15 protein-coding genes and 1 pseudogene are annotated in these 15,629 nt (G+C 71.1%); 11 read left to right on the plus strand and 5 right to left on the minus strand.

Features of this window, described 5'->3' with window-relative positions; translation table 11 throughout:
• Positions 1 to 3: 3 nt before the first annotated feature.
• From PBV52_RS49990 to PBV52_RS50005, 4 genes are all read left to right on the plus strand, one after another.
• Positions 4 to 783: an alpha/beta fold hydrolase gene (locus PBV52_RS49990; RefSeq protein ID WP_274248941.1), complete on the plus strand. Its 780-nt coding sequence runs from the start codon at positions 4 to 6 to the stop codon at positions 781 to 783.
• Positions 784 to 880: 97 nt separating this feature from the next.
• Positions 881 to 1,243, plus strand: a complete 363-nt coding sequence (locus tag PBV52_RS49995; RefSeq protein ID WP_274248943.1) for a helix-turn-helix transcriptional regulator — start codon at positions 881 to 883, stop codon at positions 1,241 to 1,243.
• The gene (locus PBV52_RS50000; protein ID WP_274248945.1) at positions 1,236 to 1,889 is read left to right on the plus strand and encodes an SRPBCC family protein; all 654 of its coding nucleotides are present in this window, start codon (positions 1,236 to 1,238) and stop codon (positions 1,887 to 1,889) included. The genes PBV52_RS49995 and PBV52_RS50000 overlap by 8 nt, the downstream gene beginning before the upstream one ends.
• 161 nt (positions 1,890 to 2,050) lie before the next feature.
• Entirely contained in the window at positions 2,051 to 3,433 is a 1,383-nt protein-coding gene (locus PBV52_RS50005; RefSeq protein WP_274248947.1) for an endo-1,4-beta-xylanase, read from the plus strand.
• 86 nt (positions 3,434 to 3,519) lie between these two features.
• Here PBV52_RS50005 and PBV52_RS50010 read toward each other — a convergent pair whose 3' ends face one another.
• On the minus strand, positions 3,520 to 4,239 hold the full coding sequence (locus tag PBV52_RS50010; RefSeq protein ID WP_274248949.1) for a lipoprotein: 720 nt from the start codon (positions 4,237 to 4,239) through the stop codon (positions 3,520 to 3,522).
• 104 nt (positions 4,240 to 4,343) lie between these two features.
• Here PBV52_RS50010 and PBV52_RS50015 point away from each other — a divergent pair, with 104 nt between their 5' ends.
• Positions 4,344 to 5,126 (plus strand): maleylpyruvate isomerase family mycothiol-dependent enzyme, encoded by a 783-nt coding sequence (locus tag PBV52_RS50015; RefSeq protein ID WP_274248951.1) that lies wholly within the window; start codon positions 4,344 to 4,346, stop codon positions 5,124 to 5,126.
• Positions 5,127 to 5,150: 24 nt separating this feature from the next.
• Here the strand turns inward: PBV52_RS50015 and PBV52_RS50020 are convergent.
• Positions 5,151 to 5,712: pseudogene (locus tag PBV52_RS50020) on the minus strand (NADPH-dependent F420 reductase).
• Between the two features lie 147 nt (positions 5,713 to 5,859).
• Between PBV52_RS50020 and PBV52_RS50025 the strand changes: the two are divergent.
• A complete protein-coding gene (locus tag PBV52_RS50025) occupies positions 5,860 to 6,498 on the plus strand; it encodes a bifunctional 2-polyprenyl-6-hydroxyphenol methylase/3-demethylubiquinol 3-O-methyltransferase UbiG (protein ID WP_274248953.1) in 639 nt (212 codons plus the stop codon).
• 104 nt (positions 6,499 to 6,602) lie between these two features.
• On the opposite strand, the gene PBV52_RS50030 is transcribed toward PBV52_RS50025, so the two are convergent.
• Both PBV52_RS50030 and PBV52_RS50035 read right to left on the minus strand, forming a co-directional pair.
• Complete coding sequence (locus PBV52_RS50030) at positions 6,603 to 8,189, minus strand: glycerol-3-phosphate dehydrogenase/oxidase (RefSeq protein WP_274248955.1); 1,587 nt, start codon at positions 8,187 to 8,189, stop codon at positions 6,603 to 6,605.
• Positions 8,186 to 8,785: a TetR/AcrR family transcriptional regulator gene (locus PBV52_RS50035; RefSeq protein WP_274248957.1), complete on the minus strand. Its 600-nt coding sequence runs from the start codon at positions 8,783 to 8,785 to the stop codon at positions 8,186 to 8,188. Before PBV52_RS50035 ends, PBV52_RS50030 begins: the two co-directional genes overlap by 4 nt.
• Before the next feature lie 73 nt (positions 8,786 to 8,858).
• On the opposite strand from PBV52_RS50035, the gene PBV52_RS50040 reads away from it, so the two are divergent.
• The gene (locus PBV52_RS50040; protein WP_274248960.1) at positions 8,859 to 10,457 is read left to right on the plus strand and encodes an FAD-binding oxidoreductase; all 1,599 of its coding nucleotides are present in this window, start codon (positions 8,859 to 8,861) and stop codon (positions 10,455 to 10,457) included.
• 118 nt (positions 10,458 to 10,575) lie between these two features.
• Positions 10,576 to 11,457, plus strand: a complete 882-nt coding sequence (locus tag PBV52_RS50045; RefSeq protein ID WP_274248961.1) for a YegS/Rv2252/BmrU family lipid kinase — start codon at positions 10,576 to 10,578, stop codon at positions 11,455 to 11,457.
• A 53-nt stretch (positions 11,458 to 11,510) separates the two neighbouring features.
• Here the strand turns inward: PBV52_RS50045 and PBV52_RS50050 are convergent, their stop codons facing one another.
• Positions 11,511 to 11,876 (minus strand): winged helix-turn-helix transcriptional regulator, encoded by a 366-nt coding sequence (locus PBV52_RS50050; RefSeq protein ID WP_274248963.1) that lies wholly within the window; start codon positions 11,874 to 11,876, stop codon positions 11,511 to 11,513.
• Positions 11,877 to 12,104: 228 nt separating this feature from the next.
• Here PBV52_RS50050 and PBV52_RS50055 point away from each other — a divergent pair, with 228 nt between their 5' ends.
• From PBV52_RS50055 to PBV52_RS50065, 3 genes are all read left to right on the plus strand, one after another.
• Positions 12,105 to 12,785 (plus strand): anti-sigma factor antagonist, encoded by a 681-nt coding sequence (locus tag PBV52_RS50055; RefSeq protein ID WP_274248965.1) that lies wholly within the window; start codon positions 12,105 to 12,107, stop codon positions 12,783 to 12,785.
• 56 nt (positions 12,786 to 12,841) lie between these two features.
• Complete coding sequence (locus PBV52_RS50060) at positions 12,842 to 13,294, plus strand: flavodoxin family protein (protein WP_274248967.1); 453 nt, start codon at positions 12,842 to 12,844, stop codon at positions 13,292 to 13,294.
• 185 nt (positions 13,295 to 13,479) lie between these two features.
• Positions 13,480 to 15,486: a DUF1996 domain-containing protein gene (locus PBV52_RS50065; protein WP_274250001.1), complete on the plus strand. Its 2,007-nt coding sequence runs from the start codon at positions 13,480 to 13,482 to the stop codon at positions 15,484 to 15,486.
• Positions 15,487 to 15,629: the final 143 nt, after the last annotated feature.

Genomic DNA, 15,629 nt, shown 5'->3' on the forward strand with positions numbered 1-15,629 from the left:
CCCATGCCGCAGCTCGAAGTCGACGGCGCGACCCTGAGTTACGACGACGAGGGCCCCCGCGACGCCGACGCCGTGCCCCTGGTGTTCGTCCACGGCTGGACGGCGAACCGCCACCGCTGGGACCACCAGGTGGCCCACTTCGCCGAGCAGCGCCGCGTCGTCCGCCTCGACCTGCGCGGCCACGGCGAGAGCAGCGGATCGGGGGTGCCAACGATCGCCGACCTGGCGAAGGACGTCCTGGCCCTCCTCGATCACCTGAAGATCGAGCGGTTCGTGATCATCGGCCACTCCATGGGCGGCATGACCGCGCAGACCATCGCCCTCGCCCACCCGGAGCGGGTCGAGCGCATGGTGCTGGTGGACTCCATCGGCAAGATGGCCTACAGCCGGGGCCGCGCCCTGCTGATGGCCGCCTCGACGCTCGCCCCCTTCAAGCTGTTCGTCGCCGCCAACATCCAGCGCGCCTTCGCGCCCGGTTACCCGCGCGAGGAGGTCCGCGCGCACATCCGCGCCTCGGCCGAGACTCCCCGCGAGGTCGTCATGACGCTCTACGGCGCCATGCGCGCCTTCGACGTACTGGACCGGGTCGGCGAGATAGACGCGCCCACCCTCATAGTCCACGGCTATCACGACATCCAGCTGCCCGTCGCCCAGATGCTGCGGATGGCCAAGGCCTACCCGGACGCGGTGGTCCGCATCCTGGACGCCGGCCACGAACTGCCGGTGGAGAAGCCGGCCGAACTGACGCTGGCGCTCGACCGCTTCCTCGCCGACCGCGCATAGCGCGCGAGCGGGCGAAACAGCTGGACACCTCACTCGGGCCCCGGCCCGACCAGGCGCTTTATTTAAGTCTTGCCTTATATAAGCAGGGGCTGGCATAGTGGGCTCCGTGCACGCTTTCGATGTGCTGGGTGATCCGGTCAGGCGCCGGATATTGGAGCTGCTCGCGGCAGGCGAGCAGGCATCGGGCGACATCAGTGCCGTGATCCAGGACGAGTTCGGGATCTCCCAGCCGGCTGTCTCGCAGCACCTCCGGGTGCTGCGCGAGAGCGGCTTCGCATCCGTGCGGGCGCAGGGCACGCGGCGGCTGTACGCCGTCGACGCCGCGCCGCTGCGCGAGGTGGACGCCTGGCTGGAGAGATTCCGCGGTTTCTGGGAGCAGCGACTCGACGCCCTCGGAACGGAACTCGCGCGAGGCAAGCGCGAACGCAGACTGAGAAAGGAAGTGAGCGGGGATGAGTGAGATCGTCGACGAGTTGAACCGCCTGCACCGGCAGGTCGGGGTACGGCAGGTCGAGGCGGGCGAGGCCCGCACCGTGCTGCTGCGGCGCACGTACGACGCCGAGATCGCCGACGTGTGGGACGCGGTGACGTCGGCCGAGCGGATCGGCCGCTGGTTCCTGCCGGTGAGCGGGGAGTTCAAGGTGGGCGGGCGATACCAGCTCCAGGGCCAGGCCGGCGGGGAGATCCTGCAGTGCGAGGAGCCGACGAGGCTGCGGGTCAGCTGGCTGTACGGGCCCGATCCCGGCTTCAGCGAGGTCGAGGTGCGGCTCACGCCGGAGGGCGAGGAGCGCACGGTGCTGGAGCTGGAGCACGTGGCCGTGGTGCCGCCCGACTTCTGGGGCCGGTTCGGGCCGGGTGCTGTGGGTGTCGGCTGGGACGGGGCGTTGCTGGGTCTCGCCATGCACCTCGCTGGTGGCGGGATGAGCAGGGAGGAGTCCGAGGCCTGGCAGGTCTCGGACGAAGGCAAGGCGTACGCGACGCGGTCGGGTCAGCTCTGGGGAGAGGCCTACGCCGCCTCGGGAGCCGACGAGGAGGACGTGGCGGCCACCATGGCGGCGACGATCGCGTTCTACACCGGAGCGGAGAGCGAGGCGGGACAGTCGTAGATCTCCTCGAAACTTTCGAACCTGGCAGGGGCTTCAAGAGCCCCTTCTTGAGTCAATCGCGCTTTGGGGTTGTGACGCCTGTTGACGCCAGGGATGGGTGCTCCTAGGGTCTGCCGCGAAATTCGGAAACAGGTCCGAAACTTTCGGAAGAGGGGGACGAGATGGTAACCCGCACGTCCATCGACCCGCCTCCCGAGCGCCGCCCCCGCCGCTCGCGCACCCGCACAACCCTGGCCCTCGGCATGGCGGGCCTGCTCGCCACAGCCGGCGTCACCGCCCTCGCGGGCAGCGCGGAGGCCGCCGGTACGCTCGGCGCCGCGGCCGCCGAGAAGGGCCGTTACTTCGGCGCCGCCGTCGCGGCGAACCACCTGGGCGAATCCCCGTATGTCTCGACGCTCAACACCGAGTTCAACTCGGTGACGCCGGAGAACGAGATGAAGTGGGACGCCACCGAGCGCACCCGCTCCACCTTCACCTTCGGATCCGCCGACCAGATCGTGAACCACGCCCAGAGCAGGGGCATGAAGGTCCGCGGACACACCCTGGTCTGGCACTCCCAGCTGCCCAGCTGGGTCGCCGGCCTCGGCACCGCCGACCTCAGATCGGCGATGAACAACCACATCACCCAGGTCATGCAGCACTACAAGGGCAAGATCCACCCCTGGGACGTCGTCAACGAGGCGTTCCAGGACGGCAGCAGCGGTGCGCGGCGCAGCTCGCCCTTCCAGGACAAGCTCGGCAACGGCTTCATCGAGGAGGCGTTCCGCGCCGCCCGTGCCGCCGACCCGGCCGCCAAGCTCTGCTACAACGACTACAACACCGACGGCGTCAACGCGAAGAGCAATGCCGTCTACAACCTGGTCAGGGACTTCAAGGCGCGCGGCGTACCGATCGACTGCGTCGGCTTCCAGTCCCACTTCAACAGCGCCTCGCCGGTCCCGTCCGACTACCAGGCCAACCTCCAGCGCTTCGCCGACCTCGGCGTCGACGTGCAGATCACCGAGCTGGACATCGAGGGCTCCGGCACGGCACAGGCCAACAGCTACAGCAACGTGGTGCGGGCCTGCCTGGCGGTCTCGCGCTGCACCGGCATCACCGTCTGGGGCGTCACCGACAAGTACTCCTGGCGCGCGAGCGGAACGCCCCTGCTGTTCGACGGCAACTACAACAAGAAGCCGGCGTACAACGCGGTGCTGACCGCGCTCGGCGGCTCCTCCTCCGGCGGCGGCACCCCCGGCGCCGCCTGCACGGCGACCTACAGCAAGGCCGAGGAATGGAGCGACCGCTTCAACGGCAAGGTCACCATCACCGCCGGGAGTGCCGCGATCAGCAACTGGACCACGACCGTCACCGTGACATCGCCGCAGAAGGTCTCGGCGACCTGGAACGGCACACCTACCTGGGACAGCAGCGGCAACGTCATGACGATGCGGCCGAACGGCAACGGCAGCCTGGCCGCCGGGGCGTCGACGAGCTTCGGCTTCATCGTCATGAAGAACGGCAACAGCACGGCCCCCGCGATCGGATCCTGCACGGCATCCTGACCCGATTCCGGGTACGTTCCCCTACCGCCCCACCGCTGAATGTCCGGCGCGGCGCCCTTGCCGCCCGCGCCGGACACCCCCGTTGCTCAGGTGGTGCGCAGGGTCCGCTTGGCGAGTTCGTACGCCGGCAGCATCGCCCGGTGCTCGTCGGTGTCCAGACCGCCGAGGTGTATGACGACCGGCCCCTTCTTGGTGGTGAGGGCTATGGCCGACTCCTCCTTCGTCTCCTCCAGGAGCTTGCTGGTGTAGAGGTACTTCACCTCGACACCAGCGAGGTCGCCCGCCTTGAAGGTGCTGTACTTCTCCTTGCTCGTGCCGTTCTCCGCCGCGACGAAGGCCTCCAGTACGGAGCGTGCGTCGACATCACTCGGCTTGCCCGTCCACACGCGGAGGAAGCCGATGTTCCCCGCCGGCTTGGCGTCGACCTCACAGGCGGCAGCGACCGGGCCCTGGTACAGGAGCGCGTCGGCGATCTCCTGGGCCAGCTCCTCCTTCTCGGAATCGGCGGAGCCGTCACCGCTGTCGGCCACCTTCTCCTCGGCCGCCCCGGCGTCGACGGCCTCCGCCTCCCAGTCCTCGGCGATGTCGAACGTGACGGGCAGCTCACAGGCCGACCCGGCGGCGCCGATGGTGCCGCCGCTCTTCACCGCCGCATCGCTGTCACTCCCCGCGTCGGCCGAGGCGGAAGCGCTCGCCGACGCCTTCGTGTCGGCGTCCTCAGCCGCCCCCGAACAGCCCGTCAGCACCCCGGCCAGCAAGGCCACCTGGGCCAGTCGGCGCCGTACATGTCCCGCCCCCACAAGCATCGTGCTCTCTCCCCACCCGATCCTGCTTCCTGATCTTGCTCAGGCGGCACACAGTATCCGAGACCACTGACAAGGGGGCCCCGGCCCTGCGGCATCATGAGGCGATGACCTCGCTGACCTTCGACCGCTACTGCGACGAGATCGTCACCCAGACCGAGCGCCTCACCGCCCATGTGCGGGGTGCGGACATGACCGCCCCGGTGCTCTCCTGCCCGGGCTGGAACCTCGGCCAACTGCTGCGGCACGTGGGCGGCGACCACCGCTGGGCGGAGGAGGTCGTACGGACCCGGGCCACGGCCCCGATCTCCGACGACCTGGTGAACGACCCGACCGCGTACCCCGACGAGGACGAGTCGTTCCTGGTGCCGTGGCTCCTCGAAGGTGCCGCAAGTCTCAGTGCCACCCTCCGCGCCGCCGGGCCCGACGCACTGGCGTGGAACCCTTCCGACGAGCAGTCCGCGCCGGTGGCGTTCTGGGCGCGGCGCATGACGTACGAGACCGCCGTGCACCGCGCCGACGCGGCCCTGGCGGCCGGAGGGGAGTTCGCGCTGGAGCGCGACCTCGCCGTCGACGCGGTGGAGGAGTGGCTGGAGTACTCGACCTTCCCCGAGGCGTTCGAGCCCCGGCCGGACCTGCCCGAGCTGCTCGGCCCCGGCCGTACGCTCCACTTCGACGCGACCGACGCCGGACAATGGCTCGTCGACCTCACCGGCAAGCACCCCGTCTGGCGCGCGGGGGCCGACAACGCCACCGCGACCGCACGCGGCCCGGCCACGGACCTGCTCCTCTTCTTCTACCGCCGCCCCGCGCCCACCATCGAGACGCACGGCGACACAGCACTCCTCGACCTCTGGCTGACCCGCGCGGGCTTCTGGCTGGAGGTGTGACGCCGGCCGCCTGAAGTTCATCCGCTACTCGGCGACTTGCGTGACCACCTTGATGTTGAACGTGTGCGCCCCCAGACCGCCCGAGATCCCCAGGAAGAGCAGTGCGAAGTGCTCCTGTCCGCGTGCCGTGGTGATGTCGCCGATGTCCAGTTGGGACGACGCAGGCCAGCCGAGGCCGGTGAGCAGTCGGCCGGTGGTCCGTTTGGCGTCGGCGTCGTCGCCGGAGAGGTAGACGGTGCTCGGGCCGTCGAGAGTGCCCGGGGCGATCATCACGGTGGAGTCCATGGTGCACAGCGTCTTGACGACGGGGGTCAGCGGGAAGGCTGCCTGGATCTGTTCACCCAGGCTGCTGTTTGGGGTGCGAGGGCCGGTGCCCCGATGGAGCACAGCAACTCCACGGAGACGGCGCCCGGAGTGGCGCTGACCAGCCCTCCGCGTGGGGCGCCGTCTCCCGCAGGCCCGCCACGGGCAGACCGAGGTCCGCCCGCTCCTGTGGCCTGCGTGAACCGAGGAGCACGTCGTGCCCCGCGGCGCTCCAGCCCTGGGCGAGTGCTCGTGCGACATTGCCGGCGTTCGCCGCCTCCACGGCGCGTACGGTCCGTCGATGGATTTGCCGAACCAGCAAGACTGTTCGCCTCCCTCCGCGCCGTCCCACAGGCTTCTTCAGAGTGGACCCGGCAGCCTTCGTGCCCGTCCGAGTCCCTCCACGACCCCTGCGCACCCGGGAGACGCCATGACCGAGACCTCTGCCCTGAAGGCCGCCGAGTTCTGGGAGGCCCGCTACCGCGACGGCGGCCGGTTGTGGAGCGGCCGCCCCAACTCCCTGCTGGTACAGGAGGCTTCCGGCCTCCGGCCGGGCAGCGCGCTCGACCTCGGATGCGGAGAAGGGGCCGACGCGGTGTGGCTGGCATCGCGCGGCTGGCGGGTCACCGGCGTCGACATCTCGCACACGGCTCTGGAGCGCGCCGCCCTGCACGCCGCCGAGGCCGGTGTGAGCGACCGTACGGTCTGGGAACGTCACGTGCTGGGAGAGTCGTTCCCGCAGGGCTCCTTCGACCTGGTGAACGCGCAGTATCTGCAGTCGCCGATCGCACTGGACCAGCAGCGGATCCTGCGCCAGGCCGCCGATGCGGTCACGCCGGGCGGCACCCTGCTGATCGTCATGCACGCCGGCTGGCCGTCCTGGCAGAGCGAGCCGCCCTTCGAGGCGCAGTTCCCGACGCTGCAGAGCGTTCTCGACGAACTCGCGTTGCCGAAGGACGACTGGACCGTGGAGACAATGGAGGTGGTCCGCAGGGCGAGCCTGTCACCGGACGGAGTGAAGGGCTTCCGGGACGACAACGTGTGGCGTATGCGACGCGGCGAAGCCTGACGGAGAGCGCACGCTCCCGCGTGGCGCGTCCCGCCAGGCCCGTCAGCTCACGCCTTCCGCCAGTCCCATCAGCCCACGCCTCCTGCCGTCGCGCCCACCAGCCCTCACCCCTGCTGAGCCCACGCCTCTCCCAGTACCTCCCGTGCGGCCTCCAGCGCCGCCGCCCGGTCGGCCGGTACCAGCCCGATGCGGGTGCGTCGGTCGAGCAGGTCGGCCTCGTCCAGGGCGCCTTCGTGGCGTACGGCCCACAGCAGTTCGGCGGCGGTGACGGGGTGCCCCGGCAGCACGGGTTCGGCCAGCCGGGGATCGTGCGCGGCGAGCGCCTGGACGGCCGGTGCCTCGGTGCCGTAGCGCTGGACGAGGCGGCGCGGTGCCCGCAGGGAGCCGAGCGCGTCGGGTGATGCGGCGCCGACGAGCGGGAGGGAGGCGGTGGGGGAGGGGCCGGCGGTGAGCCGGTGGGTGGCGACGGCGGCGTCGACGGCGTCCTCGGCCATCCGGCGATAGGTGGTGAGCTTGCCGCCGACCACGGTGATCACGCCGTCCGGCGAGGTGAGGACCGCATGTCGGCGGGAGATGTCGGCGGTCCGAGGGGCCGCGCCGGAGTGCTCGCCCGGGGTGGTGTCGAGCAGGGGGCGCAGTCCGGCGAACGCGCCCACGACGTCGTCGCGTTGGACCGGGATGTCGAGGACGGAGCCGAGGACGTCGAGGAGGAAGCCGATGTCCGTCTCGGGTACCTCGGGAACGTCGGGGATGTCGCCGTCGACGGGCTCGTCGGTGAGCCCGACGTAGACCCGGCCGTCGCCCTGGGGCAGGACGAGGACGAAGCGGTTGGTCTCCCCGGGGACGGGGACGTGGAGCCCCGCGGGCAGGGGCCCGAGGTGGTCTGCGCGCAGGACGAGATGGGTGCCGCGTGAGGGGCGGATCCGGATGCCGTCCACCAGGCCGCCCGCCCAGACGCCGGAGGCGTTGATCACGACGCGGGCCCTGATCTCGCCCTCCTCGCCGGTGAGTTCGTCGCGTATCCGGGCGCCGGACGCCGTGAGTCGCAGGGCCCTGACCCGGGTGAGGATCCGCGCACCGCGAGCGGCGGCGGTGCGGGCGATCGCGGTCACCAGGCGGGCGTCGTCGGTGAGCCGGCCGTCCCAGGACAGCAGGCCGCCGCGCAGGCCCTGGGTGCGCAGGGCGGGAGCGAGGTGCCGGGTCTCCACCGCGGAGAGCCGCCGCGGGGCCGGCAGGGTGGCGCGGGCGGTGCGGGCCGCCAGGCGCAGGGTGTCACCGGCCCGGAACCCGGCCCAGGCCAGAGCGGACTGGCCGCGGGAGACCAGCGCGGTGAGCGGCAGGACGAAGGGCTGGGCCCGCACCAGATGGGGTGCCGTGCGCTCCATCAGCACCCCGCGTTCGACCGCGCTCTCGTGGGCCACGTCGAGCTGCCCCGAGGCGAGATAGCGCAGCCCGCCGTGGATGAGCTTGCTGCTGAAGCGGGACGTGCCGAAGGCCAGGTCGTGTGCGTCGACGGCAACGACCGTCAGCCCTCGGGCGGCGGCGTCCAGGGCGGCCCCGGCGCCGGTCGCGCCCAGCCCGACGACCAGGACGTCCACGACCGGACCGCCGACCGTCTCGGCCAGTTCGCGCGAGCGCCGGGCGGCCGACAGGGACGATCCGGGAACCGGGGGAGGAGTGGTGGGGCTCATGGCGTCAGGGTCCTCTCGAGGATGCTGCGCAGTTCTGCCAGGAAGGCCTCGCTGCTCAGGTCGGCGTCGTCCTCGTCGGTCATGGTCCGCAGGGACAGCGTGAAGGACTGGACGATCAGCAGCATGGCCCGCGCCTGCCGTTCGGCATGACCGGTGCGTACGGACCCGTTGGCGTGGCCCTCGCGCAGGGCGTCGGCCAGCAGCGCGATGAGGGCCTCCTGGCTCGCGCCGCGGCGGTCGAGGACGTAGGGGAGGAGCAGTTCCGGATCGACGTCGACGATCTTCCGGAACAGCGGATGGGCGCGGAAGGCCTCCACTCCGGCCACGAGCCCGTCGACGATCAGGCTCCGCGCGTCGGCCCCGGGGTGCCGCTCGGGCATGGCCCCCGTGGCCACCGCGACCCACTCCCGGGTCATCAAGTCCCCGACCAGGGTGCGCACATCGGGCCAGCGCCGGTACAGCGTCATCCGGGAGACCCCCGCGCGGCGGGCCACGTCGGTCAGCGTCGTGCGACGGACACCGACGGCCAGGACGCAGTCGCGCACCGCGTCGAGCACCGCATCGCTGTCCGAGTGGTTGTGACGAATAGGCGTCATGTGTCACAGTGTAACGCCTGCGAGGCCGTCCGGGACACGGCATCGCTCGAATCGACCGGTGAGGACGACGGCCATGGACATGTTGTGGAGCGGTTGGGGCGACCCGGCCAAGGCGGCGCCGCTGCCCGAGACGGTGACCGCGCTGCTGCGCGACCTGCTCGGCGTCAAGCCGCGCACCGCCGGGCCGGTCTCCCTGGAAGACATCGCCGTACCCGAGCCGAGCCTCGAACCCGCAGCGCGCCAAGCCCTGCTCGCCGCCGTCGGAGGCGAGGAGCACGTCCGCACCGACGCCGAGACCCGCATCCGGCACACCCGCGGCAAGTCCACCCCCGACCTGCTCCGCATCCGCGACGGCGAAGTCGACGACATCCCCGCAGCCGTCGTACTCCCCGCCGACCACGACGACGTGGTCGCCGTACTGCGCGCATGCGCCGAACACGGCCTGCCCATGGTCCCGTTCGGCGGCGGCACCTCCGTCGTCGGCGGCCTCGCCCCCGCCCGGCGGAGCCCCTTCATCGCCCTGGACCTGCGGCGCATGGACCAGCTGCTCGCCCTCGACCCGGTCTCCCGCACGGCCACCCTGCAACCCGGACTCCGCGCCCCCCAGGCCGAGGCGCTGCTGGCCGAACACGGCTTCACCCTGGGCCACTTCCCCCAGTCCTACGAGTGGGCCACCATCGGCGGGTTCGCCGCCACCCGCTCCAGCGGCCAGGCATCCGCCGGCTACGGCCGCTTCGACGAGATGGTCCTGGGCCTGACCCTCGCCACCCCTGAGGGCACCATCGACACCGGCCGCGCGCCGCGCTCGGCAGCCGGGCCCGACCTGCGCCAGCTCCTGCTCGGCTCGGAGGGGGCTTTCGGCGTCATCACGTCCGTCACGGTCCGGATCCGCCCCGTCCCCCAGACCCGCGTGTACGAGGGCTGGCGCTTCCCCTCCTTCGAGGAAGGCGCCGCCGCGCTGCGCCGCCTCGCTCAGGACGGCCCGCGCCCGACGGTGCTGCGGCTGTCCGACGAGACCGAGACGCTGATCGGCCTCGCCCAGCCCGACGCCATCGGCGCCGACGGCGCGGGCCTCCAGCCCGCGGGATGCATGGCGATCGCCGGCTACGAAGGCACGGACGAGGACGCCTCGTACCGCAGGGAGGGGGCCGCAGCCGTCCTGCGCGCATGCGGCGGAACCCCGCTCGGCGAGGAACCGGGACAGCGCTGGGCGCACGGCCGCTACTCGGCCCCCTACCTCCGGGACTCCCTGCTGGACGCGGGGGCGTTCGCGGAGACACTGGAGACGGCGGCCTTCTGGTCGCGCGTCCCGGAGCTGTACGCCTGCGTGCGCGAAGCCCTCACCACCACGCTCACCGAGTCCGGCACCCCGCCCCTGATCATGTGCCACATCTCCCACGTCTACGAGAACGGCGCCTCCCTGTACTTCACCGTCGTCTCGGCACAGGGCGACGACCCCGTGGCGCACTGGGAGAAGGCCAAGCACGCCGCCAACGAGGCGATCCTCACCGCGGGCGGCACCATCACCCACCACCACGGCGTGGGCACCGACCACCGGGACTGGTACGTCCGCGAGGCGGGACCCCTGGGTATCGAGGCGCTGCAAGCCGTGAAACGCCGACTGGACCCGGCGGGCCTGCTCAACCCCGGCGTCCTCCTGCCCGCCGACTGACCCCACACCCGCCTGCTCAGCCCCCCACACCCACCCGCTCAGCCCCCCACATCCACGCGCTGAGCCACCCGCCCCCCGTCTCCGGCAGCACCCTCCCGTCGGCCCGAAAGGCTCACCGATGCGACAGTTCACCGCCATCGTCAACCCCACGGCGGGCGGATCCGCCTCGGCTGCCGCCCTGCTGCAGGTGGCCCGGCTGCTGCGGGAGGCCGGGGCCGGGCTGGAGACCGAGTACAGCCGCAGCCTGCCCCACGCCCGGGAACTCGCCCGGGACGCCGGACAGCGGGGCAGGGTGGTGCTCGCCGTCGGCGGCGACGGAATCGCCGGCGGCATCGGCGGCGCCCTCAGCGGCACCGGTGCCCTGCTCGGCCTCGTCCCGGCCGGCCGCGGCAACGACTTCGCCCGGGCGCTGAACCTCCCCACCGACCCCGCGGCACTCGCACAGGTGCTTCTGCACCACGAGCCTCGTAAGGTCGACACCATCGAAGTCGAGTCGGCCGTCCACGACCGCACCGTGGTCCTCGGCAGCGTGTACGCGGGCGTCGACGCACTGGCCAACCGCCATGCCAACAACGCCACGCTCCTGCGGGGTGCCGCCTCCTACTACGCGGGCGGACTGCGCGCCGTCACCACCTGGCGCCCCGCGCGCTACCGGGTCACCGTCGACGGCCGCGAACACCGCCTCACCGGCTACACGGTCGTGGCCGCCAACTCCGGCTACTACGGCTCAGGCCGCCTCATCGCGCCCGACGCCCGCGTCGACGACGGCCTGCTGGACGTGGTGATGATCCAGGAGGCGCCGCGTCGGCTGTTCTTCGCCCTGATGAACGACCTCAAGACGGGCGCCCACGTCCACCGACCCCAGGTGCGGATCCTGCGGGGCAGGGAAGTCCGTATCGAGGCCGACCGTGAGGTGCCCTACGGCGCGGACGGCGAGGTCGACGCGACCCTCCCGGTCACGCTCAGAGTCCTGCCGGGAGCACTGCACGTACTGTGCTGAGCCCGGGGCCGGAACCCTCGGCGTCGAGCCGGCGGCCGGGTCAGGGCGACCGCTCATCCACCGTCGACCGGCATCCGCTGGCGCGCCGTCCTCAGCTGCTGGGGCGCGGAGGTGCGATCGGCCTCGTCCTGGGCGAGCAGGGAGAGCAACGCGGCCACTGTCAGCCCGGCTTCGGCGGGGTGACGCAGTACCTTGGCCGGGGCGATCCGGTAGGTATTGGTGCGTCCCTCGCGGGTGTGCGACAGATAGCCTTCGTGCTCCAGATCGGAAATGATCTTCTGGACGGCGCGTTCCGTGAGCCGGCAGTGCGCGGCGATACTCCGGATGCGGATGTTCGGGTTGTCGGCGATGGCCGCCAGCACGCGGGCATGGTTCGTCAGAAAGGTCCATCCGGTGTGCGGCTCAGGGACTCCATCCATGTACCAAGACTACGACTGGCTGTTCACGTATTCAAAAACACGCACTGTATTTCATGTATCGGTTGACGTGTTCCGCTGTTCGGGTTCAGTCTGGTACGGAGACGGGGAGCACCTGAGGGAGAGGCGGTCATGGCAGAGCTCGCGTCCTCTGCGAACCCCCCTACGGGGGGCATTACCGACCCTGCGGACATCGCAAGCGCATCGGCGGCAGATCCGGCATGCTCGCTGGTGACCGCCGTCCGCCCGGACGGTGACCGGGTCATCGTGAAGGTCAGTGGAGAACTCGACCTCGATACCAGCGAGCGCTTCCGCAGCGTCCTGCGCGAAGCCCTGAACCGCTCGGTCGGCGGCGTCGATCTGGATCTGGAGGGCGTCACCTTCTGCGACTGCTCCGCCCTGAACATCTTGCTCACCCTGCGCCATCGAGCGCTGGAGCAGGCCAAGACGATCGCCATCCACCCCGCGAGTGCGGCAGTGGACCGCCTGCTCACCCTCACCGGCACGCAAGCGCTGTTCGCCGGCCCGAGCCCGGACAGCCAGGACGCGCCGGCCCAGCACGCCCATGACACGCAGACGTCCGAGGGGGCCGACTACGACCTGCGGATCGAAGTCGCCCAGCTGCGACGGGCCATGCAGACCCGGCCGACCATCGACCTGGCCCGGGGCATTCTGATGGCCTCGTTCAGCCTGAGCTCCGAGGAGGCCTGGACGGTACTGGTCGCGGCCTCGCAGAACACCAACACCAAACTGCACTCCCTGGCCGGAGACCTGGTCACCGCGGTCAAGGGCGACGCGTTGTCGGACGCCGTGCAGGAACAGCTGTCCTCGGCGGTCGCCAGGGTCACCTCGTCCCCGGAAGCCACGCGAGGCGGGGCGGAGGACCAGGACCCGGCACAGGCCGCCAACTGAACCGTCTGAACCGTCGCGGTTGCGTCGATCGGCAGCGCACCGGCAGGGTTCGGGGTGTGCCTACCTTGCTGATCGTGCATCACACCCCCTCGCCCAACTGCCAGGCCATGCTCGAAGCCGTCATCTCCGGCGCGACGGCGCCGGAGATCGAGAACGTCGAGGTCGTGCGCCGGCCGGCACTGTCGGCCACCGCGTCCGACGTACTCGACGCCGACGGCTACCTCCTGGGAACCCCGGCGAACCTCGGCTACGTCTCAGGAGCCCTCAAGCACTTCTTCGACCAGGTCTACTACCCCTGCCTGGACGCGACACAAGGCCGTCCCTTCGGCTACTACGTCCACGGCGGCAGCGACGTGACCGGCGCCGTCCGGGCGATCGACTCCATCACGACCGGCCTCGCCTGGCGACGCGCGGCGCAACCCGTGACAGTGACGGGCGAGCCCGGCAAAGCCGACGTCGAGGCGTGCTGGGAACTGGGAGCCACGCTCGCCGCCGGACTGATGAACTGACCCGGGGCATAAGAAATTTCTGTGAATCCGTGAGGTGTTTGAACACGGCGCGGCCCGTCTCCGTATAAGGCCGGGGGATTTTCATGCCCTGACCGACCACGAGGCGTAGGAGTACTTCCTTGGGACGCAGCACGCGAAGACGCCCCACGGGCGCACGGCGCGCGACTTTTGCAGCGGTCGCGCTGATGTTGGGCGGCGGCGGCCTGGTTGCGGCCAACGTCTACGCCTCGGCCACCGAGGACGGCGGAGCGGAACCTGCTCGGACGCTGTCCTCCCCAGCCGGCACCATCGACTGCCCGGACGTCGGCAGCCGACTGACGGCCGTGCCGGACGGGGCGAAGGAGGATGTCGCGAAGGAACTCGCCCTCCTGGACCAGCAGATCGCCGAGGCCTACCAGCGGTTGCAGGAGTCGGCCCGGGCCATCCAGCAGGACGCGGGCTTCGCCGACAGCGCGATCATGAATCCGCTGAAGGACAAGCGCACCGCGACGATCGAACGGATCGCCATCGCCGTCGACCGCCAGGGAGAACGCCCCGAAGGCCTGGAGTCCCTCGCCCCCTGCACCTTGCGCGCCGCGGACAGCGGCGACGGCGACCAGGGGAACGCCGGCCAGGACGAGGGCGGCGGCAACGAGGCAGGCGAGGAAGGCGCGGACCAGGGCAACGAGCAGCCGGGCAACGGCGGTCAGCCCGGTAACGGCGGCCAGGCCGGCAACGGCCCCGTCGCCGCGGACTTCGCGGACATCACCGCCGTACAGCCGAACGTGCCGAGCCCGGCCCTCCAGAACGAAGCCTCGCGCGGCACCTTCGCCACCAGCTGCGGAGTCAACGAGAACGGCCTGTTCAACTCCGACAACGTGATCGTGGCCCCCGGCGTCTCCAACGGCGCCCACCACTTCCACGACTACGTCGGCAACCAGGCCAACGACGCCTTCGCGAGCGACGAGGACCTGGCGAACGCCCAGACGACGTGTGTCGACCAGGGCGACAAGTCCACGTACTACTGGCCCGTGATACGTCTGCAGAACGGAAACCAGGAGCAGGACGCGAACTCTCCCGGCGGCGGTATCGAGGGCAACGCCGGCGAGATCGTCACGCCCAAGGAAGTGACGCTGACGTTCGTGGGCAACCCGCGCAGCAAGGTCACCGAGATGCCGCGCCTGCTGCGCATCATCACCGGCGACGCGAAGGCGTTCGTGAACGGCACCGCCAACGCCAACGCCTCCTGGAGCTGCACCGGCTTCGAGGACCGGCAGCTGAAGGACAAGTACCCGCTGTGCCCGCAGGGCAGCGACGTGGTGCGCACCTTCAAGTTCCAGAGCTGCTGGGACGGACAGAACATCGACAGCGCCAACCACCGCACCCACGTGGCGTTCGCGGCCGCCGACGGCAGCTGCCAGAACGGCTTCAAGGCCATTCCGCAGCTCGTGCAGCGGATCGTGTACGACGTCGACGCGCCGAGCCTCCAGGACGGCGGCCGTACGACCCCGCTGTTCGCGGTGGACTCCTTCCCCGAGCAGCTGCACAAGCCGGTCACCGACCACGGCGACTTCATCAACGTCTTCGCCGAGGACCTGATGGGGCAGATGGTCGACTGCATCAACGAGGGCCGTAAGTGTGGCGCGGGAGCCGACCAGGGCGGTGACCCGGGCCAGGACGAGCCGACCCAGCAGCCGACCGACGCTCCCGGCACTCCGCCGGCCGGGGACGACGAGCCGGAGCCCGGAAACGGCAACGGCAACGGCAACGGAGGGAACGAGCAGACGGAGCCGCCGGCCACCGAAGACCCCGCGACCGAGGAGTCGGCGACCGAGGAGCCGGCCACCGAGGCACCCGCGAGCGACGAGCCCGGGAACGAGGCACCCGCCACCGACCCGGCGAAGGACGACAAGCCCACCGTGTCGAGCACGGTGGCGCCCAAGTCCTACGGAACCCCGTCGGCCGACGCTGACGCCACCGCCCCCGCACAGGGCGGCTCGGGGAACGACGACGCGGACGCGGGCGGCGCTCCGGCGCAGACGCAGCCCTCCGCCGCCGGCGACGGATCTGACACCGGAAGCGGCACACAGCCGCAGGCCGTCGGGGGCAATCTCGCCGAGACGGGCAGCACGTTGTGGCCCGCCGCGGTCGGCGCCGTCCTCCTCATGGCCGGCTTCCTGCTGCTCATGCGCACGAGGCGCCGCACCGGATGACGGTGACGACGCACCGGAACGGCGCTTGACGCGGAGACGTTCCCCAGGGGCCCGGACCGGTCTTCCCGGTCCGGGCCCTTCGCGTTCGCGCGGGCGCCAGGAGTTCCGGCCGCGACGCGTCGCGGCGTCCTGGTCCACGATGG

This window comes from Streptomyces sp. T12 (genome assembly GCF_028736035.1).
GTDB lineage: Bacteria > Actinomycetota > Actinomycetes > Streptomycetales > Streptomycetaceae > Streptomyces.

Bases quoted from the DNA above. Each gene is read 5' to 3' on its own strand.
- PBV52_RS50045 (WP_274248961.1), top strand. From the start codon at position 10,576: ATGCGACAGTTCACCGCCATCGTCAACCCCACGGCGGGCGGATCCGCC.
- PBV52_RS49990 (WP_274248941.1), top strand. From the start codon at position 4: ATGCCGCAGCTCGAAGTCGACGGCGCGACCCTGAGTTACGACGACGAG.
- PBV52_RS50030 (WP_274248955.1), bottom strand. From the start codon at position 8,189: ATGAGCCCCACCACTCCTCCCCCGGTTCCCGGATCGTCCCTGTCGGCC.
- PBV52_RS50050 (WP_274248963.1), bottom strand. From the start codon at position 11,876: ATGGATGGAGTCCCTGAGCCGCACACCGGATGGACCTTTCTGACGAAC.
- PBV52_RS50040 (WP_274248960.1), top strand. From the start codon at position 8,859: ATGGACATGTTGTGGAGCGGTTGGGGCGACCCGGCCAAGGCGGCGCCG.
- PBV52_RS50010 (WP_274248949.1), bottom strand. From the start codon at position 4,239: ATGCTTGTGGGGGCGGGACATGTACGGCGCCGACTGGCCCAGGTGGCC.
- PBV52_RS50000 (WP_274248945.1), top strand. From the start codon at position 1,236: ATGAGTGAGATCGTCGACGAGTTGAACCGCCTGCACCGGCAGGTCGGG.
- PBV52_RS50065 (WP_274250001.1), top strand. From the start codon at position 13,480: ATGTTGGGCGGCGGCGGCCTGGTTGCGGCCAACGTCTACGCCTCGGCC.
- PBV52_RS50005 (WP_274248947.1), top strand. From the start codon at position 2,051: ATGGTAACCCGCACGTCCATCGACCCGCCTCCCGAGCGCCGCCCCCGC.
- PBV52_RS50035 (WP_274248957.1), bottom strand. From the start codon at position 8,785: ATGACGCCTATTCGTCACAACCACTCGGACAGCGATGCGGTGCTCGAC.
- PBV52_RS50015 (WP_274248951.1), top strand. From the start codon at position 4,344: ATGACCTCGCTGACCTTCGACCGCTACTGCGACGAGATCGTCACCCAG.
- PBV52_RS50025 (WP_274248953.1), top strand. From the start codon at position 5,860: ATGACCGAGACCTCTGCCCTGAAGGCCGCCGAGTTCTGGGAGGCCCGC.